The following is a 24,966-nucleotide window of genomic DNA, read 5'->3' as shown; positions in this document are numbered from 1 at the left end:
CCCGCGCCCTCGTCTAATGCCGGAGGCGCCTACCCTATGCACAATCGGCATAGGAAAAGGCACTTGAAACCGTGGTTCCAAGTCTTTCGGCCCTTGATTTATTGCATGAAGCAGGCACCTCAACGCCTGTCACGCAGCGCTTTGCAAAGCCGGCTAGGCTTGTTTGCAATCATGCCGTCAATGGCGCGGGTTGAACGGATGAGCCGTCCGGAATCGAGACATCCGGTTTTCCAGTTACCGGATGTACGGTCACATCGAAGGACCGTCACGGAGGGCCATGGCCAAGGAATGAGGCCACTGGACCGCAAGGCTGGCAGGATCGCGGGCGCTGTGGATAAGTCGCCGGAATCCGCGCTTCATTGTTGCGGTGTTGGTGTATCGGGATAAATCAGCCGACGGGAATCGGCGAGGCATTGTAGGACGTTTCCTAGTCACTTCGGATTGATCGACATCAGTTAAGTTCGTGCTGGTTCGAAGCGGCACGCGGCTACCCTTCGCTGCCGCAAGCATGCCAGCCGAGTCTGTGAACGACGCGGTGAACCTTCAGATACAGGACTCTCTATGACACGACTCTCGGTAGTACCCACCCTGCTGTTGGCCGGCACCCTGGCGCTGGCCGGTTGTTCCAGCCAGAAGCCGGATGCCTCGCAGTATTCGGGCTTCCTCGACGACTACTCCCAGCTCAAACCCGCCACCTCGCCCAGCGGGCAGCCGGTGCTGCGCTGGGTGGACCCGAACCTGAAACTGAGCAACTACAGCTCGGTGCTGGTGGAGCGGCCGGTGTACTTCCCGCAGCCCAAACCGACCGAGAACGTCGACCAGACGACCCTGAACGCCATTCCCGACTACCTGAAGCAGCAGATCGAGCGGCAGTTGAGCAGCCGCTACCGCGTGGTGCAGCAGGCCGACCGCGACACCCTGGTGCTGAAGACAGCGATCACCGGCGTGAACGTTTCCACCGAGGGCCTGCACGCCTACGAGGTGATCCCGATCGCCCTGGTGGTCGCGGCCACCACCACCGCCATCGGCACGCGGGACCAGGAAACCGAGGTCTATGTGGAAATGGAGGCTCTGGACGGTGCCACCAGCAAGCCGGTGGCCAAGGTGGTGCGCAAGGGCGCCGGCAAGACGCTGGAGAACACCAGCACGCAGCTGACGCTGAACGATCTGAAGCCCGTGCTCGATGGCTGGGCGCGCGACGCCGCCAACTTCAAGCCGTAAACGCTCCGGCTCTGCGGAACCGAGGTGAGGCGAACGACTGTCTCGTCCTCACGCCGGTTCCGCCGCAGCCCTTTCCCCTGACCTGGTCCGCCGTTGCGGAGGCACTCCCTGTACCCCTGGGTCGCTCAGGGCCTGTATCACCCCGAACATCCCGGCCCCCTGGTCATGCGCGGCCTCCGGCCACGCTCAATCAGAACCCGCTCGGATCACTCCTGAGCTCTTCATCCAGAACGCCTTTCACCGCGTCATCGGGTTCGCCCAGCCGACGCAGGCGGGCGTGCCGGCTCGGCGCCTGCTCCGGCGGCAGTCCTTCGGGCAGCTTCACATAGAGGGCATAGGCCTTCTGCTTATCCCAGGTGAAGACGACATAGAGCCGCTGGGCGGTGCAGTCGCAGGCTTCGCACAGTTCGCCCACCAGATACTTGCCGATGAAGTCCATCGCCGTGCTCGTCATCAGTATAGAAACGGTGTCAGTCCCGCCAGCGCCTGGTGATGAGCGATACGACGAACAGCACCAGGAACAGGACGAACAGGATCTTGGCAATGCTGGTCGCCGCACCGGCGATACCACCGAAACCCAGTACGCCGGCAATGATGGCAATGATCAGGAATGTCAGAGCCCAGCTGAGCATGGGATATCTCCTCTTCTCGTGGTGTATTCACGTCACTGCCGGAGTAGCCGTCGAGCCTATTACCGTCCCGACGTCCCGGTCATCCGGTCGTGGATTCAGAACACCCAACCACCGTGTCGCGCGATTGCCGCCTGCGGCTCGTGGAGCTTCGCGCTCCAGCGCCGGTCGAACTCATCCCTGGCCGGAAGCGGCTGTGGATAACGCGAGATGTCCGGCAGCGCGCCGGACGCGCTGGGGATAACTACCTGGGGATAGCCCGCAGGCGGCGATATCAGCTGTACCTGGTGGATCAGCAACAGAAGCAGGGCGATGGTCAGCAGGACCCGGCTCCAGACATCGACAGGCGTTTCGTGGCTATTCATCCCGGTTCTCCTGGCCGTGCGAGCCTCCTTGTTCAATGCCGGCGGCGTGGACTGATTTCCTTGGAAGTCTGCACGCCACATGCCAGGCCGCTTCTGTCTTTTTTATCCTTCAGGAACAACGTGTTGGGTTACTCCTGCGAAGCGATTCCGTCCGCATCCTGCACGATTGCCAGGCTTTCACCGTGCATTTTGCAACCGCGCCGGCGAGGGCCCGGCTGCGATCACTCGTCGGGCGCGACCCGCGCTGAGCCTGGGTAACTCCCTGCACAGAGGGCGCGGCTCATGTGCGAATTTCCCCTGGGGACGGACGATACTGGCCGGTGGTCTGGCCGGCCACCTTCAAGGCGCTGGCGTCCACCTCATGAACGCCGCGGGTCTTTCGCGCGGTTTCGATCAGTTGCTGGCGCTCGGCATTGGTGGGCACCACGCCACTGAGGCTGACCACGCCATCGCGGGTCGACACGCCGATGGAAAGCCCGCTCAGCGCATGGCGCGCCAGCACGTCGGCCTTTATCTGGCTGGTGATCCAGGCATCGCTGACTGCGGCCTGGGCGTCGTTCACCGAGTCTTCCAGCTTCTTGGTCGACGAGCCTTCCGGCACCACCTTCAGGCGGTTATCCACAGAGGCGACCCCTTCGGTCTGCGCGGCCAGATGGGACGCCTGCTGGCTGGCTTCCTCGCTGGGCACCGTCCCCTCCAGGGTGACCGCTCCCGCCTTGCTGGACACCTTGATGTCCAGCCCTTCGGCGGGCTTATCCAGCAGCAGCTTGGCCTTGACCCGGGCGTCCAGCGCCGCGTCGTCCCAGCGCTGCACCGTATCGCTGCGCGGCGCCTCGCCACTGGCCAGCGCCGAATCGACGGTAATACGGTTATCCACAGAGATGATGCCTTCGACGCTCATCGCCACCTGTGCCGCCAGCTCACGCTGTTCTTCACTGGCAACCTGGCCGCCCAGCACGGCGCGGCCCCTTTCCACATCCACGCTGAGCTTGAAGGGCTTCAGGTCGCGGTTGAGGTTGATGGCGGTCCAGATCGATCCCTCCTGGCGCGCCTCGGCCAGTTGTTCGGTAAGAGTGGATTCCTCGGCCTGGCCGACCAACGGCTGGGTCGCCAGCAGAGCGCTGCCGAGGGCCAGGACAAGCAGCTTCGGGGTGGCCATGGTGTGCTCCTTGGCGTTTTTCTGTACTGCCAGTAGAGACAGCAAAACGCCCCTGCCGGTGCCATTCTGTTGATAAGTCCTTTTATTTCAACACATTACCCAGCTTGTGGATAACTACGCCCTTGCACCCTGCCCGACGCTCTGGAAAGAGCCTTTGCAACTTGCACGAAATTTCCGGGACTAAGAATTAACCTAAGACAGATAATGAGGATCACCCTGAATGGACGCACCGCCTGAACAACAAGGCCGCATCCTTCTGGTCGACGACGAGCCCGCCATCCTGCGCTCGTTCCGCTACTGCCTGGAAGATGAGGGCTATAGCGTTGCGACCGCCAGCAGCGCCGCCCAAGCCGACACGCTGCTGCAACACCAGGTCTTCGACCTGTGCTTCCTCGATCTGCGCCTGGGCGAGGACAACGGTCTGGACGTACTCGCCCAGATGCGCGTCCAAGCCCCCTGGATGCGCGTGGTCATCATCACCGCCCACTCCGCCGTGGACAGCGCGGTGAATGCCATGCAAGGCGGCGCCGCCGACTACCTGGTGAAACCCTGCAGCCCCGACCAGCTGCGCCTGGCCGCAGCCAAGCAACTGGAGGTCCACCAGCTGACGGTACGTATCGAGGCGCTGGAAGGCGAAGTGCGCAAGCACGGCGACATGCTCGAATCCCATAGCCCGGCCATGGCCGCCGTACTGGAGACCGCCCGCCAGGTCGCCGCCACCGACGCCAACATCCTCATCCTTGGCGAGTCAGGCTCGGGCAAGGGCGAACTGGCGCGGGCCATCCACGGCTGGAGCAAGCGAGCGAAGAAACCCTGCGTGACCATCAACTGCCCATCGCTGAGCGCCGAGCTGACCGAAAGCGAACTGTTCGGGCACAGCCGTGGCGCGTTCACCGGCGCCACCGAGAACACCCTCGGGCGCATCAGCCAGGCCGACGGCGGCACCCTGTTCCTCGACGAGATCGGCGACTTCCCACTGGGCCTGCAGCCGAAACTGCTGCGCTTCATCCAGGACAAGGAGTACGAGCGGGTGGGCGACCCGGTGACACGCAACGCCGACGTGCGCATCCTCGCCGCGACCAACCGCGATCTGGCCGGCATGGTCGCCCAGGGCAGCTTCCGCGAGGACCTGCTGTACCGCCTGAATGTCATCACGCTGAACCTGCCACCGTTGCGCGAACGCGCCGAAGACATCCTGAACCTTGCGGAGCGCTTCCTCGCCCGTTTCGTCAAGGATTACGGCCGTCCGGCCCGCGGTTTCACCGACGACGCCCGCGACCTGCTGCGCCGCTATGGCTGGCCCGGCAACGTGCGTGAGCTGAGAAACGTTATCGAACGTGCGAGCATCATCTGCAATCAGGAGATGATTGGTACCGAACACCTCGCCCCCGGCGAGCACTCGGCAAACGCCACACCGCGCATCGGCGAAGCACTCAGTCTGGAGGAACTGGAAAAAGCCCATATCGCTGCGGTAATGGCCTCCAGCGCAACCCTCGATCAGGCCGCCAAGACCCTGGGCATCGACGCATCCACGCTGTACCGCAAGCGCAAGCAATACAGCCTGTGAAACTGCACCTGCCGCTGACATTGCGCACGCAGCTGTTCCTGAGCATCTCGGCGCTCATGACGGTGGCCCTACTGGGCCTGCTGCTAGGGCTGTTCAGCGTGGTGCTCACCGGTCGCGAGCAGGCGGAACTCATCCAGCGCAATTTCGACACCATCGAGGTCAGCCAGCAGTTGCGCCAGGCCCTGGGCGATGAGTTGGTCCAGGTACTCAGCACGGAACCCGACACCCAACGCCTTGAGGGCGCCCGCCAGTACTTCCGCGATGCACTGGAGAGCGGTCTGCAGCGGGCTTCCAGCGACACGGAACGGCAGCTGTTGCGGCAGATTGCCGACGCCCACCGGCAATTCGTGGCGGCCATGGACAATTCGGGGCCCGGACGCTCCGAGCTGCTCGACGACAGCGACCTGAGCCGGAACCTGGATGAGCTTCGCCAGCAGCTGCTCGCCCTGCACGAGTTCGCCATGCGCAACATCGACACTCAGGAAAGCGATGCCCGCACCCGGACGCTGCTGATCAGCGGGCTGCTCGGGCTGGTGGGCGTGGCCATCCTGCTGATCGGCTTCATCACCGCCCACAGCATCGCCCGCCGCTTCGGTGCGCCCATCGAAGCCCTGACCAAGGCCGCGGACAAGATCGGACACGGCGATTTCGACCTGACACTGCCGATTTCCCCGGTGGCCGAGATGTCCACCTTGAGCCGCCGCTTCGGCCTGATGGCGGAGGCCCTGCGCCTGTACCGGGAGACCAACACCGAAGCCATCGGCTACGGACGCCGGCGCTTGCAGGCGGTGCTCGACAGCATCGACGACGGCCTGGTGATCCTCGATCGCGAAGGTCGCATCGAGCACGCCAATCCGGTCGCCAGCCGCCAGCTGTTCTCCAGGAGCGACCCGCATGGCCAGGACCTCGGTGCGCTGCTGGACAACCCGGAGCTGACCCAGGCCACCCGGCGTGTCCTGGCGGGCAACCTGCTGGAAGAAACGCCCCAGGACCTGGTGGTGGAGGTGAACGGCGAGCAGCGGCTACTGACCTGGGGCATGTCGCCGGTCACCCACGACGACGGCCGCAACATCGGTGCGGTGATGGTGCTCCGCGATGTCACTGAACAACGCGCCTTCGAGCGGGTGCGCAACGACTTCGTGCTGCTCGCCTCCCATGAGCTGCGTACGCCGGTGACCGGCATGCACATGGCCTTCGGCCTGCTTTCCGAGCGCCTGGCTTTCCCCAAGGGCTCCCGCGAGCACGATCTGATCACCACGGTCGATGAGGAGATGCGGCGGCTGGTGCTGTTGATCGGCGACCTGCTGAATTTCTCCCGCTATCAGAGCGGCACGCAGAAGCTCAGCCTGCAGCCTTGCGACATCACCGATATCCTGGCGCAGGCCCGGCAGCGCTTCGAAGGCCAGGCGCGAAGCCAGAACATCGATATCCAGCTGGAAACCGCCGCCGACCTGCCGCCGCTCAACCTCGACCGCCTGCAGATAGAACGGGTCATCGATAACCTGATCAGCAACGCCCTGCGCCACTCCCGCGAAGGCGGGGTGATACGGCTGCAGGCGCGTTGTCACGACGAGCGGGTAACGATCGCCGTGGAGGACAACGGCGACGGGATTCCCTTCAGCCAGCAGAACCGCATCTTCGAGCCCTTCGTCCAGGTGGGGCGCAAGAAGGGCGGCGCCGGTCTCGGCCTGGCCCTGTGCAAGGAGATCGTCCAGCTGCACGGCGGGCGCATCGTCCTGCACTCGCAGCCGGGCAAGGGTTCGCGCTTCTACGTGCTGCTGCCGGTTTAACTGGTCGGCACGGCCAGCAACAGCGCTGCGGTTTCCAGGTCCGGCTCGCCGTCGAAACGGTCCGGGCGGAAGCGCATCTGGAAGGCCGCGATCACGTTGCGGGTTTCCTCATCCAGCACTCCATTGAGCGGCACCGCGTAGCCGTGGCGCGCCAGCTGCTGCTGGAACCACCCCGGGACGGGCAGCTGGCCGTTCAGCTCACCCAGGCGGCGGGCGATCTCACCGGGCTTCGGCCAGGGGATCAGGCCGGCATCGGCGAGTCTCTTCCAGGGGAACAGCGGGCCCGGATCGACCTTGCGCTGCGGGGCGATGTCGCTGTGGCCGAGGATGTGTTCCGGGGTGATGCCCTGGCGCTTGCTGATGTCCTTGAGCAGGGCGATCAGCGCGTCGATCTGCCCATCAGGGAAGGGGTACCAGATCTTGCCACTGGGGGTTTCACGGTAGCCGGGGTTGACCAGTTCGATGCCGATCGACGTGGAGTTCAGCCAGGTGCGGCCCTGCCATTCGCTCTGCCCGGCGTGCCAGGCGCGGCGGTTCTCGTCCACCAACTGGTAGATGGTCGGCGGCTGGTCGCCGATCAGGTAATGGGCGCTGACCTCGCCGCGCGTCAGGACCTTCAGCGAACCCGGCAGGTTCTCCGAGGTGTAATGGATGATGATGTACTGGATGCGGCTGTCCTGGTTGCGCGAGACATGCGTGCGATCGATCTGCAGTCCCTGCTCGGCGCAGCCGGCCAGCAGCAGGGCGGAGAGGACGAGACTGAGGGCGCGAAGGGTCATGGGCTCACTCACGCGGCGATGTGCAAGACGCTGCGCAGGTTCTGCAGGAGCATGTTCACACTGAGCATGATCAGCAGCATGCCGGCCAGACGCTCCACGGCGGTGAGCCCGCGAGGACCGAGGAAGCGCTGCAGGAACGAGGCCTGGAGGAGGATCACGGCCGTCGCCGCCCAGGCGAGGATCACCGCCAGGTACAGCTCCCACAAGGGACCAGTGTAGGTGGTGCGCAGGGTGATCAGCATCGCCAGCGCCGAGGGACCGGCCACGGCCGGGGTGGCCAGCGGCACCAGCAGCGGCTCGCTGTCGGGCATGTCGCCCAGCACGCCCTGCGGGGTCGGGAAGATCAGGCGCATGGCGACCACGAAGAGAATGATGCCGCCGGCGATCCCGGTGGCTTCCTTCGACAGCCCAAGGCCGGTGAGGATGTGTTCGCCGAGCGTGAGGAAGATCAGCAGCAGGCCGAGTGCGAGCAGCAATTCGCGCAGGGCGACCTTGAGCCGGCGCTCGGCGGGGACGGATTTCAGGGCGGCAAGGAACACCGCGATGTTGCCGAACGGGTCGGTGATCAGAAAGATCAGGACGGCGACACCGAGCATGATCGAGGGACTCCGGCAGGAAAGACGCCACCGACCGGATACCAGCGCAGGTCAGGAAAACGTCTGTGGATAACGAAATAGCGTAGTCCCGCCTGTGAATAAAAACTTACCCACAGACGGGATGAAGGAAGGTCAGGACTTCTTGATCTTTTCCGGCCGCTTCCAGCCTTCGATCACGCGCTGCTTGGCACGGCCGACTGCCAGGGTACCGGCCGGAACCTCTGCGGTAACGGTGGAGCCCGCGCCAGTCGTGGCGCCGGTGCCGATATCCACAGGCGCGACCAGGGAGTTGTTGGAGCCGATGAAGACGTCTTCGCCGATGGTGGTGCGCCACTTGTTGGCGCCATCGTAGTTGCAGGTGATGGTGCCGGCGCCGATGTTGGTGCGCGCGCCGACTTCGCTGTCGCCCAGGTAGGTCAGGTGGCCGACCTTCACGCCGTCCTGCAGATGCGCGTTCTTCAGTTCGACGAAGTTGCCCACGTGCACCTGGCGCTCCAGCACGCTGCCCGGACGCAGGCGGGCGAAAGGACCGACGTCGCTGTCCGGGCCGACGTGGGCGCCTTCCAGATGCGAGTTGGCCTTGATGATGGCGCCTCGGCGCAGGGTGCTGTCCTTGATGTAGCAGTTCGGGCCGATCGAAACACAGTCTTCGATCTCCACCTGACCTTCGAGGATCACGTTGATGTCGATGCTGACGTCGCGGCCGACGCTGACCTCGCCACGCACGTCGAAACGCGCCGGGTCGATCAGGGTTACACCCTGGGCCATCAGGCGACGCGCCACACGCTGCTGGAAGAAACGCTCCAGCTCGGATAGCTGTAGACGGTCATTGGCGCCCTGGACTTCCATGGCGGCCTGCGGTTGCGCGGTGGCTACGCGCAGGCCGTCGGCCACGGCCATGGCGATCACATCGGTGAGGTAGTACTCGCCCTGGGCGTTGGAATTGGAGAGGCGCGACAACCAGCCGTCCAGGCGCTCGCGCGGCACGGCGAGGATGCCGGTGTTGCCTTCGCGGATGGCGCGCTGCTCGGGGGAAGCATCCTTCTGCTCGACGATGGCCTGAACCTCGCCGGCAGCGTCACGGATGATGCGGCCGTAGCCAGTCGGGTCATCCAGTTCCACGGTGAGCAGCGCCAGTTGTTCGGCGGTGGCCTGGGCCATCAGGCGCTCCAGGGTCGGCTGTTCGATCAGCGGCACGTCGCCGTAGAGGATCAGCACCTTGTCCGCACTGAGGAACGGGGAGGCCTGGGCTACGGCGTGGCCGGTGCCGAGCTGCTGCTCCTGGATCACGAAATTCAGATCATCCGCCTGCAGCCGTTCACGCACGAGCTCCGCGCCGTGCCCGATCACCACATGAATGCGGGAGGGATGGAGCGTACGCGCGGTGTCGATCACATGGGCGAGCATCGGCTTGCCAGCGACCGGGTGCAGGACCTTCGGCAGGGCCGAACGCATGCGCGTACCCTGGCCGGCGGCGAGAATGACGATTTCGAGGGACATGAATGACAGACCGTCCTGATGAGCGGGGAGACCCCGGGTGTGGAAAAAGAAAAAGGGTAGCCAAGGCTACCCTTTTCCAATTTGTCGCTGAAGCCCCGAGGAGCTTCGCGCGGCTCAGCCGCCGAACTTCTTGCGAACCTGCTGGACCGTGCGCAGTTGCGCTGCGGCTTCGGCCAGGCGGGCTGCGGCGGAGCTGTAGTCGAACTCGGCACCTTTGGTGTGCAGAGCCTTCTCAGCTTCCTTCAGTGCGGTCTGGGCAGCCGCTTCGTCGAGGTCGCCTGCGCGAATCACGGTGTCGGCGAGAACCTTGACCATGTTCGGCTGCACTTCGAGGAAGCCACCGGAGATGTAGTACACCTCCTGTTCGCCACCCTGCTTCACCAGGCGGATCGGACCGGGCTTGAGCTCGGTGATCAGCGGCGCGTGGCCCGGAGCGATACCCAGATCGCCCAGCGAGCCGTGCGCAACGACCAGCTCGACCAGACCGGAGAAGATCTCCGCTTCGGCGCTGACGATGTCGCAGTGGACTGTAATAGCCATACCCTTGCCTCACGTAAGCGCCCGTTGCCGGGCGCACGGATTACAGCTTCTTCGCTTTCTCGATGGCTTCTTCGATGCCGCCGACCATGTAGAACGCCTGCTCGGGCAGGTGGTCATAGTCGCCGTTGAGGATGCCTTTGAAGCCAGCGATGGTGTCCTTCAGGGAGACGTACTTGCCCGGGGAACCGGTGAAGACTTCTGCCACGAAGAACGGCTGGGACAGGAAACGCTGGATCTTACGAGCACGGGCCACCAGCAGCTTGTCGGCTTCGGACAGTTCGTCCATGCCGAGGATCGCGATGATGTCCTTCAGCTCCTTGTAGCGCTGCAGAACGTACTGCACGCCACGAGCGGTGTCGTAGTGATCCTGGCCGATGACCAGCGGGTCCAGCTGACGGGAAGTCGAGTCCAGCGGATCGACGGCCGGGTAGATACCCAGCGAGGCGATGTCACGGGACAGTACGACGGTGGCGTCCAAGTGGGCGAAGGTGGTCGCCGGGCTCGGGTCGGTCAGGTCGTCCGCGGGAACGTAGACGGCCTGGATCGAGGTGATCGAGCCTTTCTTGGTGGAGGTGATGCGCTCCTGCAGAACGCCCATCTCTTCGGCCAGGGTCGGCTGGTAACCTACTGCGGAAGGCATACGGCCCAGCAGTGCGGATACTTCGGTACCGGCGAGGGTGTAACGGTAGATGTTGTCGATGAACAGCAGTACGTCACGGCCTTCGTCACGGAACTTCTCGGCCATGGTCAGGCCGGTCAGTGCAACGCGCAGACGGTTGCCCGGCGGCTCGTTCATCTGGCCGTAAACCAGGGCTACCTTGTCCAGTACGCCGGAATCCTTCATCTCGTGGTAGAAGTCGTTACCCTCACGAGTACGCTCGCCCACACCAGCGAACACAGAGTAACCACTGTGCTCCATGGCGATGTTACGGATCAGCTCCATCATGTTTACGGTCTTGCCTACACCGGCGCCACCGAACAGACCGACCTTACCGCCCTTGGCGAACGGGCAGACCAGGTCGATAACCTTGATGCCGGTTTCGAGCAGGTCGTTGCCGCCAGCCTGGTCAGCGTAGGACGGAGCGTCGCGGTGAATACCCCAGCGCTCTTCTTCGCCGATGGGGCCGGCTTCGTCGATCGGGTTGCCCAGCACGTCCATGATACGGCCCAGGGTCTTGGTGCCGACCGGGACGGAGATGGCTGCGCCGGTGCTTTCCACGTTCAGGCCACGCTTGAGGCCTTCGGTGGAACCCATTGCAATGGAGCGAACCACGCCGTCGCCCAGCTGCTGCTGAACTTCCAGGGTGGTTTCGACGCCCTGAACCTTCAGGGCCTCGTAGATGCTCGGCACGGCATCGCGCGGGAATTCCACGTCGATCACGGCGCCGATGATTTGAACGATACGTCCGCTACTCATGTCTGGTTCCTCTGAATTTTGAACCTGTTCTTACACCGCGGCAGCGCCGCCGACGATTTCCGAGATTTCCTGGGTGATCGCCGCCTGACGAGCCTTGTTGTAGATCAGTTGGAGTCCACTGATCAGATCACCGGCGTTGTCGGTAGCGTTCTTCATTGCAATCATCCGGGCCGCCTGCTCACAGGCGTTGTTCTCAACCACCGACTGATACACCTGGGATTCCACGTAACGCACCAGCAGGCCGTCGAGCAGCGCCTTGGCGTCGGGTTCGTAGAGGTAGTCCCAGTGGTGTTTCAGTTCTGCGTTGTCCTCGGCCACCAGCGGAATCAGCTGTTCCACGGTCGGCTTCTGGGTCATGGTGTTGACGAACTTGTTGGAAACCACGTACAGGCGATCGATACGCCCTTCCAGGTAAGCATCCAGCATGACCTTGACGCTGCCGATCAGATCGTTGATCGACGGCTCTTCGCCCAGGTGACTGATGGCCGCGACTACGTTGCCGCCATAGTTCTTGAAGAAGGATGCACCCTTGGCACCGATCACGCAGAGGTCGATCTCCGCGCCGCGATCGCGCTGGGCCGCCATGTCCTTGACGAGCGCCTTGAACAGGTTGATGTTCAGGCCGCCGGCCAGACCACGGTCGGAGCTCACCACGATGTAGCCGATGCGCTTGACTTCACGCTCGACCATGAACGGATGACGGTACTCGGGGTTGGCGTTGGCCAGATGGCCGATCACCTGGCGAATGCGCTCCGCGTAGGGACGGCCGGCCGCCATGCGCATTTGTGCCTTGCGCATTTTGCTCACCGCCACCTTTTCCATGGCATTGGTGATTTTTTGCGTGCTTTTGATGCTCGCAATCTTGCTGCGAATCTCTTTTGCGCCTGCCATTTCACACCTATCGGGTTAGCAGGCGGGGGCCGTTACCGACCCCCGCTGCGGCTTACCAGGTTTGGGTGGCCTTGAACTTCTCGATACCGGCTTTGATGCCTGCGTCGATTTCGTCGTTGAAGTCACCCTTCTCGTTGATCTTCGCCAGCAGAGCAGCATGCTCGCGCTGGAAGAAGGCGATCAACGCCTGTTCGAAGGCGCCCACTTTGGCGATCTCGACGTCCTGCAGGAAGCCACGCTCGGCGGCGTACAGGGACAGCGACATCTCGGCGATGGACATCGGCGCGTACTGCTTCTGCTTCATCAGCTCGGTAACGCGCTGACCATGCTCCAGCTGCTTGCGGGTAGCGTCGTCCAGGTCCGAAGCGAACTGGGCGAAGGCCGCCAGTTCACGGTACTGGGCCAGCGCGGTACGGATGCCGCCGGACAGCTTCTTGATGATCTTGGTCTGGGCCGCGCCACCTACACGGGATACCGAGATACCGGCGTTGACGGCCGGACGGATACCCGAGTTGAACATTGCGGATTCCAGGAAGATCTGACCGTCGGTGATGGAGATCACGTTGGTCGGAACGAACGCGGAAACGTCGCCAGCCTGGGTTTCGATGATCGGCAGGGCGGTCAGGGAACCGGTCTTGCCTTTCACTTCGCCGTTGGTGAACTTCTCTACGTACTCTTCGGAAACGCGGGAAGCGCGCTCCAGCAGACGGCTGTGGAGATAGAACACGTCGCCCGGATAAGCTTCGCGGCCCGGCGGACGGCGCAGCAGCAGGGAGATCTGGCGGTAGGCTACGGCCTGCTTGGACAGGTCGTCATACACGATCAGGGCGTCTTCACCGCGGTCGCGGAAGTATTCGCCCATGGTGCAGCCGGAGTACGGAGCCAGGTACTGCAGAGCAGCGGATTCGGAAGCGCTGGCAACGACCACGATGGTGTTGGCCAGGGCGCCGTTTTCTTCCAGCTTGCGAACGACGTTGGCAATGGTCGACTGCTTCTGACCGATGGCAACGTAGACGCAGCGGATGCCGCTGTTCTTCTGGTTGATGATGGCGTCGATGGCCAGAGCGGTTTTACCGATCTGACGGTCGCCGATGATCAGCTCGCGCTGGCCACGGCCTACCGGGATCATGGCGTCGACCGACTTGTAACCGGTCTGAACCGGCTGGTCTACCGACTTACGCCAGATCACGCCCGGTGCCACTTTCTCGACAGCGTCGGTCAGCTTGGCATCGATCGGGCCTTTGCCATCGATCGGGTTACCCAGGGCGTCGACAACGCGGCCCAGCAGTTCCGGACCAACCGGTACTTCCAGGATGCGGCCGGTGCACTTGGCATTCATGCCTTCTTTGAGGTCCTGGTATTCACCCAGTACCACAGCACCGACGGAGTCTTGCTCCAGGTTCAGCGCCATACCGTAGACGCCGCCCGGGAATTCGATCATTTCGCCGTACATGACGTCGGCCAGACCGAAGATGCGCACGATGCCGTCGGAGACGCTGACGATGGTGCCTTCGTTACGCGCTTGCGAAGCTACATCGAGTTTCTCGATGCGCCCCTTGATGATTTCACTAATTTCGGAAGGATTGAGTTGCTGCATGCCGCTGCCCCTTCAAACTCAAGATTTCAACGCTTCGGCCAGTTTCGCGATTTTGCCGCGCACCGAGCCATCGATTACCAAGTCACCGGCGCGGATCACCACGCCGCCGATCAGGCTCGCGTCTTCCGACGCATGAAGTCGCACTTCGCGACTGAGCCGGGCGCTGAGAGCCTTGGCGAGTTTGTCCTGCTGTTCCTGGTCCAGGGCGAAGGCACTGGTGACCTCGACCTCGACCAGCTTTTCCTGCTCGGCCTTGAGTTGCTCGAACATCTCGAAGATGGTCGGCAGCAGGTCGAGCCGCTTGTTTTCAGCCACAGTTCGGACGAAGTTCTGGGCCGGAGCATTGAGCTTGTCGCCACACACGTCGATCAGCGCATCAGCCTTGGCTGCGGCGGTCAGCTGGGGCTCTTTGAGCAGCTGGCGCACGGTGTCGTCCTGCGACACTGCAGCCAGCACACCCAGAGCAGCGGACCAATCGGCCAATTGCTGATGAGCCTGGGCGTACTCGAAAGCCGCCTTCGCGTAAGGACGAGCCAATGTGGTCAGTTCTGCCATATCGCCCTCTGCTTAGATCTCGGCGGCCAGTTGATCAACCAGCTGCTTTTGCGCGTTGGCATCGATCGAAGCACCCAGGATCTTCTCGGCGCCGGAGACAGCCAGGGCACCCACTTGGGCACGCAGGGCGTCCTTGACGCTGTTGAGTTCCTGTTCGATCTGGGCCTTGGCCTGGGCGATCATGCGATCACCTTCGGCACGGGCCTGATCACGGGCTTCGTCAACGATCTGGTTAGCGCTCTTCTTCGCCTGCTCGATGATTTCGGCTGCCTGAGCCTTGGCTTCGCGCAGTTGCTGACCCGCTTTCTCGTGGGCCAGTTCCAGGTCACGAGCCGCGCGGTTGGCAGCGTCCAGGCCGTCGGCGATCTTCTTCTGACGCTCGTGCAGAGCCGCGATGACCGGAGGCCATACGAACTTCATGCAGAACAGGACGAAGATGGCGAACGCGATGGCCTGGCCGATCAGAGTTGCATTAATGTTCACGCCAATACCTCGCTCGTTCGTTGTTCAGTCACAGATTTCCGTTGTTCGGAAATTAGTGGGCAACCTGAGCAATGAACGGGTTAGCGAAGGTGAAGAACAGAGCGATACCAACACCGATCATGGTCACGGCGTCGAGCAGACCGGCGACGATGAACATTTTCACCTGCAGCATCGGAACCATTTCCGGCTGGCGAGCAGCGCCTTCCAGGAACTTGCCGCCCAGCAGGCCGAAGCCGATGGCGGTACCCAGAGCGCCCAGACCGATCAGCAGAGCAACGGCGATAGCAGTGAGTCCAACTACAGTTTCCATTTTTCCTCCCGACTTTTTGTCGTGTTGGTTAAAGGTGAAGCAAGTTAAGGTGGTGAAACTCTTCTTTCACCCCCTCCCGCAGGGGAGAGGGCGTACAGAATCTTTGGATCAGTGGCTGTCTTCGTGGGCCATCGACAGGTAGACGATGGTCAGCATCATGAAGATGAACGCCTGCAGGGTGATGATCAGGATGTGGAACACGGCCCACGCCCAGTTCAGCACGACACCCATGCCGCCCAGCCAGAGGATGCCGGAACCGAACATCACGGCGATCAGGATGAAGATCAGCTCGCCGGCGTACATGTTGCCGAACAGACGCAGTGCCAGGGATACCGGCTTGGCGATCAGGGTCACGAACTCGAGCAGGAAGTTCACGGGGATCAGGATGATCTGAACCACCATGTTGCTGCTGTGGAACGGGTGCAGGGTCAGCTCGCCGAGGAAGCCGCCGATGCCCTTGACCTTGATGCTGTAGAAGATGATCAGCGCGAACACCGCGATCGACATGCCGAAGGTGGCATTCGGGTCGGTGGTGGCCACGGCGCGGAAGAACAGGTGCTCGTTTCCGGTGACCGCCTGAGCCGCGAGCGGCAGGAAGTCCACGGGCACCAGGTCGATCAGGTTCATCAGGAAGATCCAGACGAACACGGTCAGCGCCAGCGGTGCGATGAGCGGGTTACGGCCGTGGAAGGTGTCCTTCACGCTGCCGTCGACGAACTCCACCAGAACTTCGACGAAGTTCTGCAGGCCGCCAGGTTGACCGCTGGTGGCCTTCTTGGCTGCCATGCGGAAGATAAGGATGAACACCAGGCCGAGGAATACGGACCAACCCAGGGTATCAACGTGGAATGCCCAGAAGCCCATTTCCTTGGCTTGTTCGGCGGTGTGGGCGAACCCCCAGGAACCATCCGGCAGACGACCCAGGGTCAGGTTCTGCAAGTGGTGCTGGATGTAACCCGAAGCGCTTTCTGCTGCCATGTTTGCCTCAATCGCTCTAAGGTCTTGTAAATGTGTTTCGCATCAGCAGGGGTGCCAACCAGCTGACCGCCAGGGTCAGCAGGTAGATGCCGAACAGCGCCAGGGGCGCCAGCGGCTTCACACCTGCGAACGTCAGTGCAAAGAGCACTGCCGTCAGAATCAGTTTTCCCGCCTCACCGGCATAAAAGGACCGGACTATCAGCTGGGCTGAACGGGCGCCGCTGTAGCGGAACGCCTTGCGAGCAAAGTACAGATTCGGCAACCACGCAATCAGGCCACCCAGCAGGCCGGAATAGCCCGCGACCGATCCCTGGGCAAACCACAGGGCCGCTGCACCGATAAGCAGCACCACCAGTTGGACGAGCAACAGGCGAAAAGCCGGTTGGCGATGGAAGGGCAGGCGATTGGGCTTGCGGGGTTCCATCTGTCTCACAGTCCTCTGGCGTCGGCTTAACAAATCAACAACTTGGCATACTTTGTGCCGACAAAATTGCGCGCAGAGTATAGGGGGCGCCGCATACCCGTTCAACCGTCGGGTAGTGATTTCCGACGACCCCTACATAGTCTTTCGCGTCAGCGAATGTGGGCGAGGACGCCCTGCAACTCGTCGAGGGAGTTGTAACGGATCACCAGTTGGCCCTTGCCCTTCTGCCCGTGGCGAATCTGCACCGGAGCGCCCAGGCGCTCAGCCAGGCGCTGTTCCAGGCGGCTGATGTCCGGATCGCTCTTGACCGGTTTGGCAGGTTCCGTGGGGGCATTGAGCCACTGCCGCACCAGGGCTTCGGTCTGGCGCACGGTGAGGCCGCGTGCGACAACATGTCGCGCACCTTCGACCTGCCGATTCTCCGGCAATCCGAGCAGGGCACGGGCATGGCCCATTTCCAGGTCGCCGTGGGACAGCAGGGTCTTGATCTCGTCCGGCAGGGCGATCAGGCGCAGCAGGTTGGCCACGGTCACGCGGGATTTACCGACGGCGTCGGCGACCTGCTGCTGGGTCAGCTGGAACTCCTGCTGCAGGCGTTGCAGCGCGGCGGCTTCCTCGATGGGGTTGAGGTCCTCGCGCTGGATGTTCTCGATCAGCGCCATAGCGATGGCGGCTTCGTCCGGTACTTCGCGGACCATGGCCGGGATCTTGTCCAGGCCGGCCTGCTGGCTGGCGCGCCAGCGGCGCTCGCCGGCGATGATCTCGTAGCGGCCCTTGTCGATCGGGCGCACCACGATGGGCTGCATCACGCCCTGAACCCTGATGGACTGGGCGAGCTCTTCCAGGGCTTGCGGGTCCATGTCGCGGCGCGGCTGGTATTTGCCGCGCTGGATCAGGTCCAGCGGCAGGTGCTGGAGTTCCTTGCTGTCGACCTGAACGGCTTCTTCCTGCAGGGTAGCGGCGCTGGAGCCACTGAGCAGGGCATCCAGCCCGCGTCCGAGACCTCGTTTCTTGGCGGCCATGCGGGTTCCTTAATCTTTAGGCGGGGGCGGTGGTGCGGGCGGAACGCTGACGGCGCACCAGCTCGCCGGCCAGCGCCAGGTAGGCGATGGCACCGCGCGATTGCTTGTCGTAGACCAGCGCCGGCATGCCGAAGCTGGGGGCTTCGGCCAGTCGCACGTTGCGCGGGATCACGGTGGTGTAGAGCTTGTCGCCGAAGTGCGACTGCAACTGTGCACTGACATCGTTGGTCAGGCTGATGCGCGGGTCGTACATGGTACGCAGCAGGCCTTCGATCTTCAGCGCGGGGTTCAGCCGCTCGGCGATGCGCTGGATGCTGTTCATCAGGTCGGTCAGGCCTTCCAGTGCGTAGTACTCGCACTGCATCGGAATGATCACGCCGTCCGAGGCGGACAGGGCGTTGACGGTCAGCATCGACAGCGATGGCGGGCAATCGATGAGAATGAAGTCGTAGTTCTCGCGGATCGGCGCCAGCGCGTGGCGCAGGCGGTGCTCCTTCATGTCCATCTCCAGCAGCACCACTTCCGCGGCGGTGAGGTCGCGGTTGGCGGGCAGCAGCTGGTAGCCGCCGTGCTCGGAGAATTGCATGGCCTGGGCCAGGTCGCATTCGCCGGTCAGCACGTCATAGATGGAATGGTCCAGGGACAACTTATCCACACCGCTGCCGGTGGTGGCGTTGCCCTGTGGATCGAGGTCGATCAGCAGCACGCGTCGCTTCGTGGCGACCAGCGATGCCGCGAGGTTGATACAGGTCGTGGTCTTGCCGACGCCGCCTTTCTGGTTGGCGATCGCGAATACCTTAGCCATGGTGTTCCCCACTCCCCGTCATGCAATGCGGCGCAGTATCAGCAGATGGCGCTGGCCTTGGCAACCCGGCACTGCCAGAGCGTGTTCGGCTTCGACCCGGAAATCTTCCGGGAGTGCCGCGAGCTCGTCGCTGGGGTGTACGCCCTTCATGGCCAGCCAGTTGGTGTGGACGTCGCCGAGGTGGCGCGTCCAGTTCGTGAAGTCTTCGAGGCTGCTGAAAGCCCGGGAGACGATGCCGTTGAACGGCAGCTCGGGCTGGAAGGCTTCCACCCGGCTGTGGATAACCTGAAGGTTGTCCAGTTTCAGCTCCAGCTTCACCTGGGTGAGGAAGCGAGTCTTCTTGCCGTTGCTGTCGAGCAGCGTCAGCGACTTGCCGGGGAACAGAATGGCCAGCGGAATGCCGGGCATGCCGCCGCCGCTGCCGACGTCCAGCCAGCGTTCACCGCCGGCGGCTTCGAACTGCGCGACGATGCTCAGGCTGTCGAGCAGATGGCGCGACACCATTTCATCCACATCACGCACGGCGGTGAGGTTGTAGGCCTTGTTCCACTTGGCCAGCAGGGCCAGGTAGTCGAGCAGGCGTTGCTGGGTGCCCGCGTCGATGTTCAGGCCGAGCGATTCGATGCCACGCGCGAGTTCGTCGGCGTGGCGGGCATTGACCATGGACATCAGGCGCTCTGCTCCAGCTGACGGCCGGACGAGCGCTTCTTCAGGTGGATCAGCAACAGCGAGATGGCCGCCGGGGTAACACCCGGGATGCGGCCCGCCTGACCGAGGGTCTCCGGACGGGCGTTGCCGAGCTTGAGCTGGATCTCCTTGGAGAGGCCGGAGATGGTCTGGTAATCGATATCCACAGGCAGGCGGGTGTCTTCGCTGGCCCGCAGGCGAGCGATCTCTTCCTGCTGGCGATCGATGTAGCCGGCGTACTTGGTACGGATCTCCACCTGCTCGGCGACCTGAGGGTCTTCCGCGCCGGCACCGGTCACTTCGGCCAGGCTGACATAGTCGATCTCCGGACGGGCCAGCAGGTTCAGCAGGTTGTATTCGTGAGCCAGCGGAGTGCCGAAACGCTCGGCAATGGCATCGCCCTGGTGCGTGTTCGGACGAACCCAGGTGCTCTTCAGGCGCTGCTCTTCCTGCTCGATGCCTTCGCGCTTGGCTTCGAAGACCGCCCAGCGTTCGTCGTCGATCAGGCCCAGCTCGCGCCCTTTCTCGGTCAGGCGCAGGTCGGCGTTGTCTTCGCGCAGGATCAGCCGATATTCGGCGCGCGAAGTGAACATGCGGTACGGCTCCTGGGTGCCCAGGGTGATCAGGTCATCGACCAGTACGCCGATGTAGGCCTCGTCGCGGCGCGGGCACCAGCAGTCACGGCCCTGCGAACGCAGCGCGGCGTTGGTGCCGGCTAGCAGGCCCTGGGCGCCGGCTTCTTCGTAGCCGGTGGTGCCGTTGATCTGGCCGGCGAAGAACAGGCCGCCGATGACCTTGGTCTCCAGGCTGTACTTCAGGTCGCGCGGATCGAAGTAGTCGTACTCGATGGCGTAGCCGGGACGAACGATGTGCGCGTTTTCCATGCCGCGGATCGAACGAACGATATCCAACTGGACGTCGAAGGGGAGCGAAGTGGAGATGCCGTTCGGATACAGCTCATGGGTGGTCAGGCCTTCGGGCTCGAGGAAGACCTGATGGCTGTCCTTGTCGGCGAAGCGATGGATCTTGTCTTCGATCGACGGGCAGTAACGCGGGCCGACACCTTCGATCACGCCGGAGTACATGGGCGAGCGATCGAGGTTGGACGCGATGATCTCGTGGGTCCGCGAATTGGTGTGGGTAATCCAGCAGCTGACCTGGCGCGGATGCATTTCCTTGGAACCGAGGAAGGACATTACCGGGATAGGGGTGTCGCCCGGCTGCTCGGTCATCACACTGAAATCGACACTGCGACCATCGATGCGCGGCGGCGTACCGGTCTTCAGGCGACCCACGCGCAGCGGCAGCTCGCGCAGGCGCCTGGCCAGCGCGATGGACGGCGGATCACCCGCGCGACCGCCGGAGTAATTCTGCAGACCAATGTGGATAAGTCCGCCGAGGAAAGTACCGGCAGTGAGAACGACGTTATCCGCATGGAATTTCAGACCCATCTGGGTCACTACGCCGCGCACCTGGTCCTGCTCGACGATCAGGTCGTCACAGGACTGCTGGAATATCCACAGGTTGGGCTGGTTTTCCAGGATTTCGCGTACGGCAGCCTTGTAGAGGATGCGGTCGGCTTGCGCGCGGGTTGCACGCACTGCCGGGCCTTTGCGGCTGTTCAGAATACGGAACTGGATGCCGCCTTTATCGGTGGCCAGCGCCATGGCACCGCCCAACGCATCGATTTCCTTTACCAGATGGCTTTTGCCAATCCCACCGATGGCAGGGTTGCAGCTCATCTGGCCAAGGGTTTCCACATTGTGGGTGAGCAGCAACGTCTTCACGCCCATGCGTGCAGCCGCGAGTGCGGCCTCAGTGCCGGCATGGCCGCCGCCGATCACGATCACGTCAAAACGGGAAGGGAAATCCACCACGCACCTCGTGCCTGTTGATCAAGAAGAAATAAGAGAGCCGAACAGTATAGGGGTTAAGGGCTCTCGATTGAAGGCACCTGAACAAAAAATAGCCAATCGGTGTTGTGAGCTTCTATAGAAAATAAAAGAGAGGAACTTTTTTAAATCTTTTTAGAGCTTGTGTTTATGTATGGTGAAGCCGATTTCTGTGGATAACCATCTAGAGCCCAGTTTTTATCGGTGTTTCACGGCATAACAACCCTGTGTCGATGCTGTCAGGTGGCAGGGGATCTCCGGTATTCAGCCTGTGGATTAAGTATGTTGTTATCAACAGGGGGATTTATCCACGGCTTTGGGCAGGTGTTATCAACGTAGCTGTACGCGAGTTTTCCACAAGGTTCACGGAAACCTGTGAAATACGCTTCGAGGGGTCTGAAAGCCAGATATGGCGCTGGCTTTGCCGTTAATGAGGCTGTGGATAGAGGCTCGGCTGAGAAATCAGCGCGCAGGTGTGGGCGCGGTGACGGAATGGCTCCGTCACCGTTAAGGAAGGGTGGTGTTGTGGATTATTTGCCGATGCAGAAGCTGGAGAAGATGCGTCCCAGCAGATCATCTGGTGTGAAGGCGCCGGTGATTTCGCCCAGGGCTTGCTGGGCCTGACGCAGGTCTTCGGCCAGAAGCTCGCCGGCACCGCTCAGGGTGAGCTGTGCGCGGCCATGCTCGAGGCTGTCGCCAGCCTGGCGCAGGGCTTCCAGATGGCGCCTGCGGGCGCTGAAGCTGCTTTCGGCGGTCTGTTCGAAGCCCATGCAGGCCTTCAGGTGCTCGCGCAGCAGATCCAGGCCATTGCCGGAGCGCGCGGACAGGGTGAGGGTGACATGGCCGTCGGCGCTTTCCTCCAGGCCGATCACCTCTGTGGATAAATCCGCCTTGTTGCGGATCAGGGTGACGCGGGCCGGATCGGGCCGGCTGTCGAGGAACTCCGGCCACAGGGCAAAGGGATCGCTGGCCTCCGGTGCTGTGGAGTCCACGACCAGGAGCACGCGATCGGCCTCGTTAATGGCCTTCAGGGCGCGCTCGACGCCGATCTTTTCCACATGGTCATCGGTACTGCGCAGACCGGCGGTATCAATGATGTGCAGCGGCATGCCGTCGATGTGGATATGTTCGCGCAGCACGTCGCGGGTGGTGCCGGCGATATCGGTGACGATAGCCGCTTCCCGACCTGCCAGGGCGTTCAGCAGACTGGATTTGCCGGCATTGGGGCGGCCAGCGATCACTACGGTCATGCCGTCGCGCAGCAGCGCGCCCTGGCCGGCTTCGCGCAATACGGCGGCCAGTTCGGCGCGTACGGCATCCAGTTGGGAAAGCACGTGGCCATCGGCGAGGAAGTCGATCTCTTCCTCCGGGAAGTCGATGGCGGCCTCGACGTACATGCGCAGCTGGATCAACTGGTCGGTGAGGTGGTGCACGCGACGGGAGAACTCGCCCTGCAGCGAACGCACGGCGTTGCGTGCAGCCTGGGCCGAGCTCGCCTCGATCAGGTCGGCGATGGCTTCGGCCTGGGCCAGGTCGAGCTTGTCGTTGAGGAAGGCGCGCTCGCTGAACTCGCCAGGACGAGCCTGGCGGGCGCCCAGCTCCAGGCAGCGCTGCAGGAGCATGTCCATGACCACCGGGCCACCGTGGCCCTGCAGCTCCAGTACATCTTCACCCGTGAAGGAATTCGGGCCGGGGAAATACAGCAGCAGGCCTTCGTCGATGACATCGCCGTCATTGGCATGGAACGGCCCGTAGTGCGCGTAGCGGGGCTGTGGCTCTCGGCCGCTGAGGGTGATGGCCATGGCGCGGGCGCGCGGGCCGGAGACGCGGACGATACCGACCCCGCCACGGCCCTGAGCGGTGGCGACGGCGGCGATGGTTTCACGGGCTGCATTCATGTCGGCGGTCTCGTGGCTTTCTCAGGACAAAGAGGGCGCTGGGCAAAACTATCCACATAGCAAAACGCCCCACGAGGGGGCGTTTTGGCAATCGTCGGGAGGGGCGATCAGGCGGAGGCCTTTTTCGCCGAACCCTCGATCTGACGGGTAATGTACCACTGCTGTGCGATGGACAGGCAGTTGTTCACAACCCAGTACAGCACCAGGCCGGCCGGGAACCACAGGAAGAAGAAGGTGAAGATGATCGGCATCAGCTTCATCACCTTGGCCTGCATGGGGTCCGGCGGCGTCGGGTTGAGCATCTGCTGAACCAGCATGGTGGCGCCCATGATGATCGGCAGGATGAAGAACGGATCCTTCACCGACAGGTCGACGATCCAGCCCAGCCACGGGGCCTGGCGCATCTCGACGCTTTCCAACAGTACCCAGTACAGGGACAGGAAGACCGGCATCTGCACCAGGATCGGCAGGCAGCCGCCCAGCGGATTGATCTTCTCCTTCTTGTACAGCTCCATCATCGCCTGGGACATCTTCTGGCGATCGTCGCCGTGCTGCTCCTTCAGAGCCTGCATCTTCGGCGATACGGCGCGCATGCGGGCCATGGAGCGGTAGCTGGCGGCGGACAGCGGGAAGAAGGCCATCTTGATGACGATGGTCAGCAGGATGATCGACCAGCCCCAGTTACCCACCAGGTTGTGGATATGTTGCAGCAGCCAGAAGATCGGCTGGGCGATGAACCACAGCGGACCGTAGTCGACGGTCAGTTCCAGACCCTTGGACAGGTCGCCCAGGTAGGTCTGCAGCTTGGGACCGGCATACAGGGTCATGCTGGTTTCGCCTTTGGCGCCCGCCGCGACGGTGATGTTCGGGCCGGTGAAGCCGACGATGTAGTTGCCCTGGGCGTCCTTGCGGGTCATCACGTTGTGGGTGTCGCCCTTGGCGGGAACCCAGGCGGTGACGAAGTAGTGCTGCAGCCAGGCGACCCAGCCGCCCTGGACGGATTCCTTGAATTGCTCCTTGTCCATGTCCTTCATGGACACTTTCACGTAGGGCTTTTCAGGGGTCCAGACCGCGGCGCCGAGGTAGGTCGACACGCCGGTGGCGGTGGTGGAGGACGGATCGACGCTGGCGTCACGCTTGAGCTGGGCGAACAGCGAAGCGCTCCAGGGTTTGCCGCTCTGGTTGTCGATCAGGTAGCTCACGCCGACCTGATAGGCAGTGGGGTTGATGCATTCGAGCTTCTTCTGGGCCTTTTCCTTCTCGCTGCAGTCGGCTTTCAGACCGCGATGGAAGGTGAAGCGCTTGATGTAGTTGACGCCGTCCTGTGCATAAGTCAGGTCGACGACCATCTGGTCCTGGCCGTCGGCCAGTTCGTACACCGGCTTGGCCGAAGCGTAGAGCGGGCGACCGCTGGCAGCGGCATCCGGGCCATTGGCGCCGGTCAGGCCACTCTGGGCCAGGTAGGTGCGCTGCTGGTCACGCTCGAACAGCGGGAAGGGGACATCCGGACGGTCCTGGCGCAGCGGGTACTGGGTCAGGCCCAGTTTCACCACGTCACCGCCACGCGGATCGATGGCCAGGTCCAGCACGTCGGTCTTCACGCGGATCAGCTGGTCGCTGACGGCCGCCGGCTTCTGCTCGGTGGGCAGGCTCGCCTGGGCATTCTGGGCGGTCGGTACGTCGGCATTGTTGGCCGCGCCGCCGGCAGGCACGGACGTATCCGGCAGGCCTTCGTTCTGGTTGAAGGTCGCGGTCTGCGCGGGCAGTTCGGGCTGGCCGTAGTCCTTGTTCCACTGGAGGACCAGCGCGTAGGACACGATTGCCAGGGCGACGAATAGGATTGAACGTTTGATGTCCATGA

Annotated in this window: 25 protein-coding genes; 3 read left to right on the top strand and 22 right to left on the bottom strand. The window is 62.9% G+C overall.

All coding sequences use genetic code 11. The annotated features are described in order from the left end of the window. Positions 1–561 precede the first annotated feature (561 nt). On the top strand, positions 562–1,221 hold the full coding sequence (locus tag ACNFBT_RS07990) for a DUF3313 domain-containing protein (RefSeq protein ID WP_416748094.1): 660 nt from the start codon (positions 562–564) through the stop codon (positions 1,219–1,221). A 190-nt stretch (positions 1,222–1,411) separates the two neighbouring features. Here the strand turns inward: ACNFBT_RS07990 and ACNFBT_RS07985 are convergent, their stop codons facing one another. The 4 genes from ACNFBT_RS07985 to ACNFBT_RS07970 all read right to left on the bottom strand — a co-directional run bounded on the left by ACNFBT_RS07985 (position 1,412) and on the right by ACNFBT_RS07970 (position 3,374). Further along, on the bottom strand, positions 1,412–1,660 hold the full coding sequence (locus ACNFBT_RS07985) for an Ivy family c-type lysozyme inhibitor (protein ID WP_416748093.1): 249 nt from the start codon (positions 1,658–1,660) through the stop codon (positions 1,412–1,414). 31 nt (positions 1,661–1,691) lie between these two features. Then, positions 1,692–1,853 (bottom strand): DUF1328 domain-containing protein, encoded by a 162-nt coding sequence (locus ACNFBT_RS07980; RefSeq protein WP_416748091.1) that lies wholly within the window; start codon positions 1,851–1,853, stop codon positions 1,692–1,694. Between the two features lie 95 nt (positions 1,854–1,948). Further along, the gene (locus ACNFBT_RS07975) at positions 1,949–2,215 is read right to left on the bottom strand and encodes a hypothetical protein (protein WP_416748089.1); all 267 of its coding nucleotides are present in this window, start codon (positions 2,213–2,215) and stop codon (positions 1,949–1,951) included. Between the two features lie 280 nt (positions 2,216–2,495). After that, a complete protein-coding gene (locus ACNFBT_RS07970; protein ID WP_416748087.1) occupies positions 2,496–3,374 on the bottom strand; it encodes a BON domain-containing protein in 879 nt (292 codons plus the stop codon). A 220-nt stretch (positions 3,375–3,594) separates the two neighbouring features. Between ACNFBT_RS07970 and algB the strand changes: the two genes are divergently transcribed. Together algB and ACNFBT_RS07960 are read left to right on the top strand one after the other, a co-directional pair. Then, a complete protein-coding gene (gene algB, locus ACNFBT_RS07965) occupies positions 3,595–4,941 on the top strand; it encodes a sigma-54-dependent response regulator transcription factor AlgB (RefSeq protein WP_416748085.1) in 1,347 nt (448 codons plus the stop codon). Continuing rightward, positions 4,938–6,731, top strand: coding sequence for an ATP-binding protein (locus tag ACNFBT_RS07960; RefSeq protein WP_416748083.1), 1,794 nt, complete (start codon positions 4,938–4,940; stop codon positions 6,729–6,731). The genes algB and ACNFBT_RS07960 overlap by 4 nt, the downstream gene beginning before the upstream one ends. Here the strand turns inward: ACNFBT_RS07960 and ACNFBT_RS07955 are convergent. From ACNFBT_RS07955 to yidC, 18 genes are all read right to left on the bottom strand, one after another. After that, the gene (locus tag ACNFBT_RS07955) at positions 6,728–7,510 is read right to left on the bottom strand and encodes an N-acetylmuramoyl-L-alanine amidase (protein ID WP_416748081.1); all 783 of its coding nucleotides are present in this window, start codon (positions 7,508–7,510) and stop codon (positions 6,728–6,730) included. The genes ACNFBT_RS07960 and ACNFBT_RS07955 overlap by 4 nt on opposite strands. 8 nt (positions 7,511–7,518) lie before the next feature. Next, the gene (locus ACNFBT_RS07950) at positions 7,519–8,106 is read right to left on the bottom strand and encodes a MarC family protein (protein ID WP_152227802.1); all 588 of its coding nucleotides are present in this window, start codon (positions 8,104–8,106) and stop codon (positions 7,519–7,521) included. A 132-nt stretch (positions 8,107–8,238) separates the two neighbouring features. Continuing rightward, on the bottom strand, positions 8,239–9,606 hold the full coding sequence (gene glmU / locus ACNFBT_RS07945) for a bifunctional UDP-N-acetylglucosamine diphosphorylase/glucosamine-1-phosphate N-acetyltransferase GlmU (RefSeq protein WP_416748079.1): 1,368 nt from the start codon (positions 9,604–9,606) through the stop codon (positions 8,239–8,241). 114 nt (positions 9,607–9,720) lie between these two features. Then, complete coding sequence (locus ACNFBT_RS07940) at positions 9,721–10,146, bottom strand: F0F1 ATP synthase subunit epsilon (RefSeq protein ID WP_416748077.1); 426 nt, start codon at positions 10,144–10,146, stop codon at positions 9,721–9,723. Between the two features lie 40 nt (positions 10,147–10,186). Further along, positions 10,187–11,563, bottom strand: a complete 1,377-nt coding sequence (atpD, locus tag ACNFBT_RS07935) for a F0F1 ATP synthase subunit beta (protein WP_017518838.1) — start codon at positions 11,561–11,563, stop codon at positions 10,187–10,189. 30 nt (positions 11,564–11,593) lie between these two features. Then, positions 11,594–12,454: a F0F1 ATP synthase subunit gamma gene (gene atpG / locus ACNFBT_RS07930; protein WP_416748075.1), complete on the bottom strand. Its 861-nt coding sequence runs from the start codon at positions 12,452–12,454 to the stop codon at positions 11,594–11,596. Between the two features lie 52 nt (positions 12,455–12,506). Next, positions 12,507–14,051, bottom strand: a complete 1,545-nt coding sequence (gene atpA / locus ACNFBT_RS07925; protein WP_416748073.1) for a F0F1 ATP synthase subunit alpha — start codon at positions 14,049–14,051, stop codon at positions 12,507–12,509. A gap of 18 nt (positions 14,052–14,069) precedes the next feature. Continuing rightward, entirely contained in the window at positions 14,070–14,606 is a 537-nt protein-coding gene (locus ACNFBT_RS07920; protein ID WP_416748071.1) for a F0F1 ATP synthase subunit delta, read from the bottom strand. A gap of 12 nt (positions 14,607–14,618) precedes the next feature. Beyond that, a complete protein-coding gene (locus tag ACNFBT_RS07915) occupies positions 14,619–15,089 on the bottom strand; it encodes a F0F1 ATP synthase subunit B (RefSeq protein ID WP_017518842.1) in 471 nt (156 codons plus the stop codon). Between the two features lie 52 nt (positions 15,090–15,141). Continuing rightward, positions 15,142–15,399, bottom strand: a complete 258-nt coding sequence (gene atpE, locus ACNFBT_RS07910; RefSeq protein ID WP_043256731.1) for a F0F1 ATP synthase subunit C — start codon at positions 15,397–15,399, stop codon at positions 15,142–15,144. A 108-nt stretch (positions 15,400–15,507) separates the two neighbouring features. Then, complete coding sequence (gene atpB, locus ACNFBT_RS07905; RefSeq protein ID WP_017518843.1) at positions 15,508–16,377, bottom strand: F0F1 ATP synthase subunit A; 870 nt, start codon at positions 16,375–16,377, stop codon at positions 15,508–15,510. A gap of 16 nt (positions 16,378–16,393) precedes the next feature. Beyond that, complete coding sequence (locus ACNFBT_RS07900; protein WP_416748068.1) at positions 16,394–16,801, bottom strand: F0F1 ATP synthase subunit I; 408 nt, start codon at positions 16,799–16,801, stop codon at positions 16,394–16,396. A 149-nt stretch (positions 16,802–16,950) separates the two neighbouring features. Beyond that, complete coding sequence (locus ACNFBT_RS07895; RefSeq protein WP_416748066.1) at positions 16,951–17,823, bottom strand: ParB/RepB/Spo0J family partition protein; 873 nt, start codon at positions 17,821–17,823, stop codon at positions 16,951–16,953. A gap of 16 nt (positions 17,824–17,839) precedes the next feature. Continuing rightward, a complete protein-coding gene (locus ACNFBT_RS07890; RefSeq protein ID WP_416748064.1) occupies positions 17,840–18,628 on the bottom strand; it encodes a ParA family protein in 789 nt (262 codons plus the stop codon). 18 nt (positions 18,629–18,646) lie between these two features. Continuing rightward, the gene (gene rsmG, locus ACNFBT_RS07885; protein WP_416748062.1) at positions 18,647–19,297 is read right to left on the bottom strand and encodes a 16S rRNA (guanine(527)-N(7))-methyltransferase RsmG; all 651 of its coding nucleotides are present in this window, start codon (positions 19,295–19,297) and stop codon (positions 18,647–18,649) included. Continuing rightward, the gene (gene mnmG, locus ACNFBT_RS07880; protein ID WP_416748060.1) at positions 19,297–21,189 is read right to left on the bottom strand and encodes a tRNA uridine-5-carboxymethylaminomethyl(34) synthesis enzyme MnmG; all 1,893 of its coding nucleotides are present in this window, start codon (positions 21,187–21,189) and stop codon (positions 19,297–19,299) included. Before mnmG ends, rsmG begins: the two co-directional genes overlap by 1 nt. Before the next feature lie 548 nt (positions 21,190–21,737). Then, on the bottom strand, positions 21,738–23,105 hold the full coding sequence (gene mnmE / locus ACNFBT_RS07875; protein ID WP_416748058.1) for a tRNA uridine-5-carboxymethylaminomethyl(34) synthesis GTPase MnmE: 1,368 nt from the start codon (positions 23,103–23,105) through the stop codon (positions 21,738–21,740). A gap of 107 nt (positions 23,106–23,212) precedes the next feature. Beyond that, complete coding sequence (yidC, locus tag ACNFBT_RS07870; protein ID WP_416748056.1) at positions 23,213–24,964, bottom strand: membrane protein insertase YidC; 1,752 nt, start codon at positions 24,962–24,964, stop codon at positions 23,213–23,215. Between the last annotated feature and the right edge of the window lie 2 nt (positions 24,965–24,966).

Origin of the sequence: Pseudomonas sp. NY15181 (assembly GCF_048068055.1) — a bacterium.
Taxonomy (GTDB): Bacteria; Pseudomonadota; Gammaproteobacteria; order Pseudomonadales; family Pseudomonadaceae; genus Pseudomonas.
The sequence above is the reverse complement of the archived record's forward strand: the minus strand, read 5'-3'. Positions and strand labels throughout refer to the sequence as shown.

What these genes read in the sequence shown, in the direction of transcription:
- yidC (WP_416748056.1), bottom strand. Translation starts at nt 24,964, where the DNA reads ATGGACATCAAACGTTCAATCCTATTCGTCGCCCTGGCAATCGTGTCC.
- ACNFBT_RS07985 (WP_416748093.1), bottom strand. Translation starts at nt 1,660, where the DNA reads ATGGACTTCATCGGCAAGTATCTGGTGGGCGAACTGTGCGAAGCCTGC.
- rsmG (WP_416748062.1), bottom strand. Translation starts at nt 19,297, where the DNA reads ATGTCCATGGTCAATGCCCGCCACGCCGACGAACTCGCGCGTGGCATC.
- ACNFBT_RS07950 (WP_152227802.1), bottom strand. Translation starts at nt 8,106, where the DNA reads ATGCTCGGTGTCGCCGTCCTGATCTTTCTGATCACCGACCCGTTCGGC.
- ACNFBT_RS07990 (WP_416748094.1), top strand. Translation starts at nt 562, where the DNA reads ATGACACGACTCTCGGTAGTACCCACCCTGCTGTTGGCCGGCACCCTG.
- ACNFBT_RS07900 (WP_416748068.1), bottom strand. Translation starts at nt 16,801, where the DNA reads ATGGAACCCCGCAAGCCCAATCGCCTGCCCTTCCATCGCCAACCGGCT.
- atpA (WP_416748073.1), bottom strand. Translation starts at nt 14,051, where the DNA reads ATGCAGCAACTCAATCCTTCCGAAATTAGTGAAATCATCAAGGGGCGC.
- ACNFBT_RS07920 (WP_416748071.1), bottom strand. Translation starts at nt 14,606, where the DNA reads ATGGCAGAACTGACCACATTGGCTCGTCCTTACGCGAAGGCGGCTTTC.
- ACNFBT_RS07890 (WP_416748064.1), bottom strand. Translation starts at nt 18,628, where the DNA reads ATGGCTAAGGTATTCGCGATCGCCAACCAGAAAGGCGGCGTCGGCAAG.
- ACNFBT_RS07955 (WP_416748081.1), bottom strand. Translation starts at nt 7,510, where the DNA reads ATGACCCTTCGCGCCCTCAGTCTCGTCCTCTCCGCCCTGCTGCTGGCC.
- ACNFBT_RS07975 (WP_416748089.1), bottom strand. Translation starts at nt 2,215, where the DNA reads ATGAATAGCCACGAAACGCCTGTCGATGTCTGGAGCCGGGTCCTGCTG.
- mnmE (WP_416748058.1), bottom strand. Translation starts at nt 23,105, where the DNA reads ATGAATGCAGCCCGTGAAACCATCGCCGCCGTCGCCACCGCTCAGGGC.
- atpD (WP_017518838.1), bottom strand. Translation starts at nt 11,563, where the DNA reads ATGAGTAGCGGACGTATCGTTCAAATCATCGGCGCCGTGATCGACGTG.
- glmU (WP_416748079.1), bottom strand. Translation starts at nt 9,606, where the DNA reads ATGTCCCTCGAAATCGTCATTCTCGCCGCCGGCCAGGGTACGCGCATG.
- ACNFBT_RS07970 (WP_416748087.1), bottom strand. Translation starts at nt 3,374, where the DNA reads ATGGCCACCCCGAAGCTGCTTGTCCTGGCCCTCGGCAGCGCTCTGCTG.
- atpG (WP_416748075.1), bottom strand. Translation starts at nt 12,454, where the DNA reads ATGGCAGGCGCAAAAGAGATTCGCAGCAAGATTGCGAGCATCAAAAGC.
- ACNFBT_RS07980 (WP_416748091.1), bottom strand. Translation starts at nt 1,853, where the DNA reads ATGCTCAGCTGGGCTCTGACATTCCTGATCATTGCCATCATTGCCGGC.
- ACNFBT_RS07940 (WP_416748077.1), bottom strand. Translation starts at nt 10,146, where the DNA reads ATGGCTATTACAGTCCACTGCGACATCGTCAGCGCCGAAGCGGAGATC.
- atpB (WP_017518843.1), bottom strand. Translation starts at nt 16,377, where the DNA reads ATGGCAGCAGAAAGCGCTTCGGGTTACATCCAGCACCACTTGCAGAAC.
- ACNFBT_RS07895 (WP_416748066.1), bottom strand. Translation starts at nt 17,823, where the DNA reads ATGGCCGCCAAGAAACGAGGTCTCGGACGCGGGCTGGATGCCCTGCTC.
- atpE (WP_043256731.1), bottom strand. Translation starts at nt 15,399, where the DNA reads ATGGAAACTGTAGTTGGACTCACTGCTATCGCCGTTGCTCTGCTGATC.
- algB (WP_416748085.1), top strand. Translation starts at nt 3,595, where the DNA reads ATGGACGCACCGCCTGAACAACAAGGCCGCATCCTTCTGGTCGACGAC.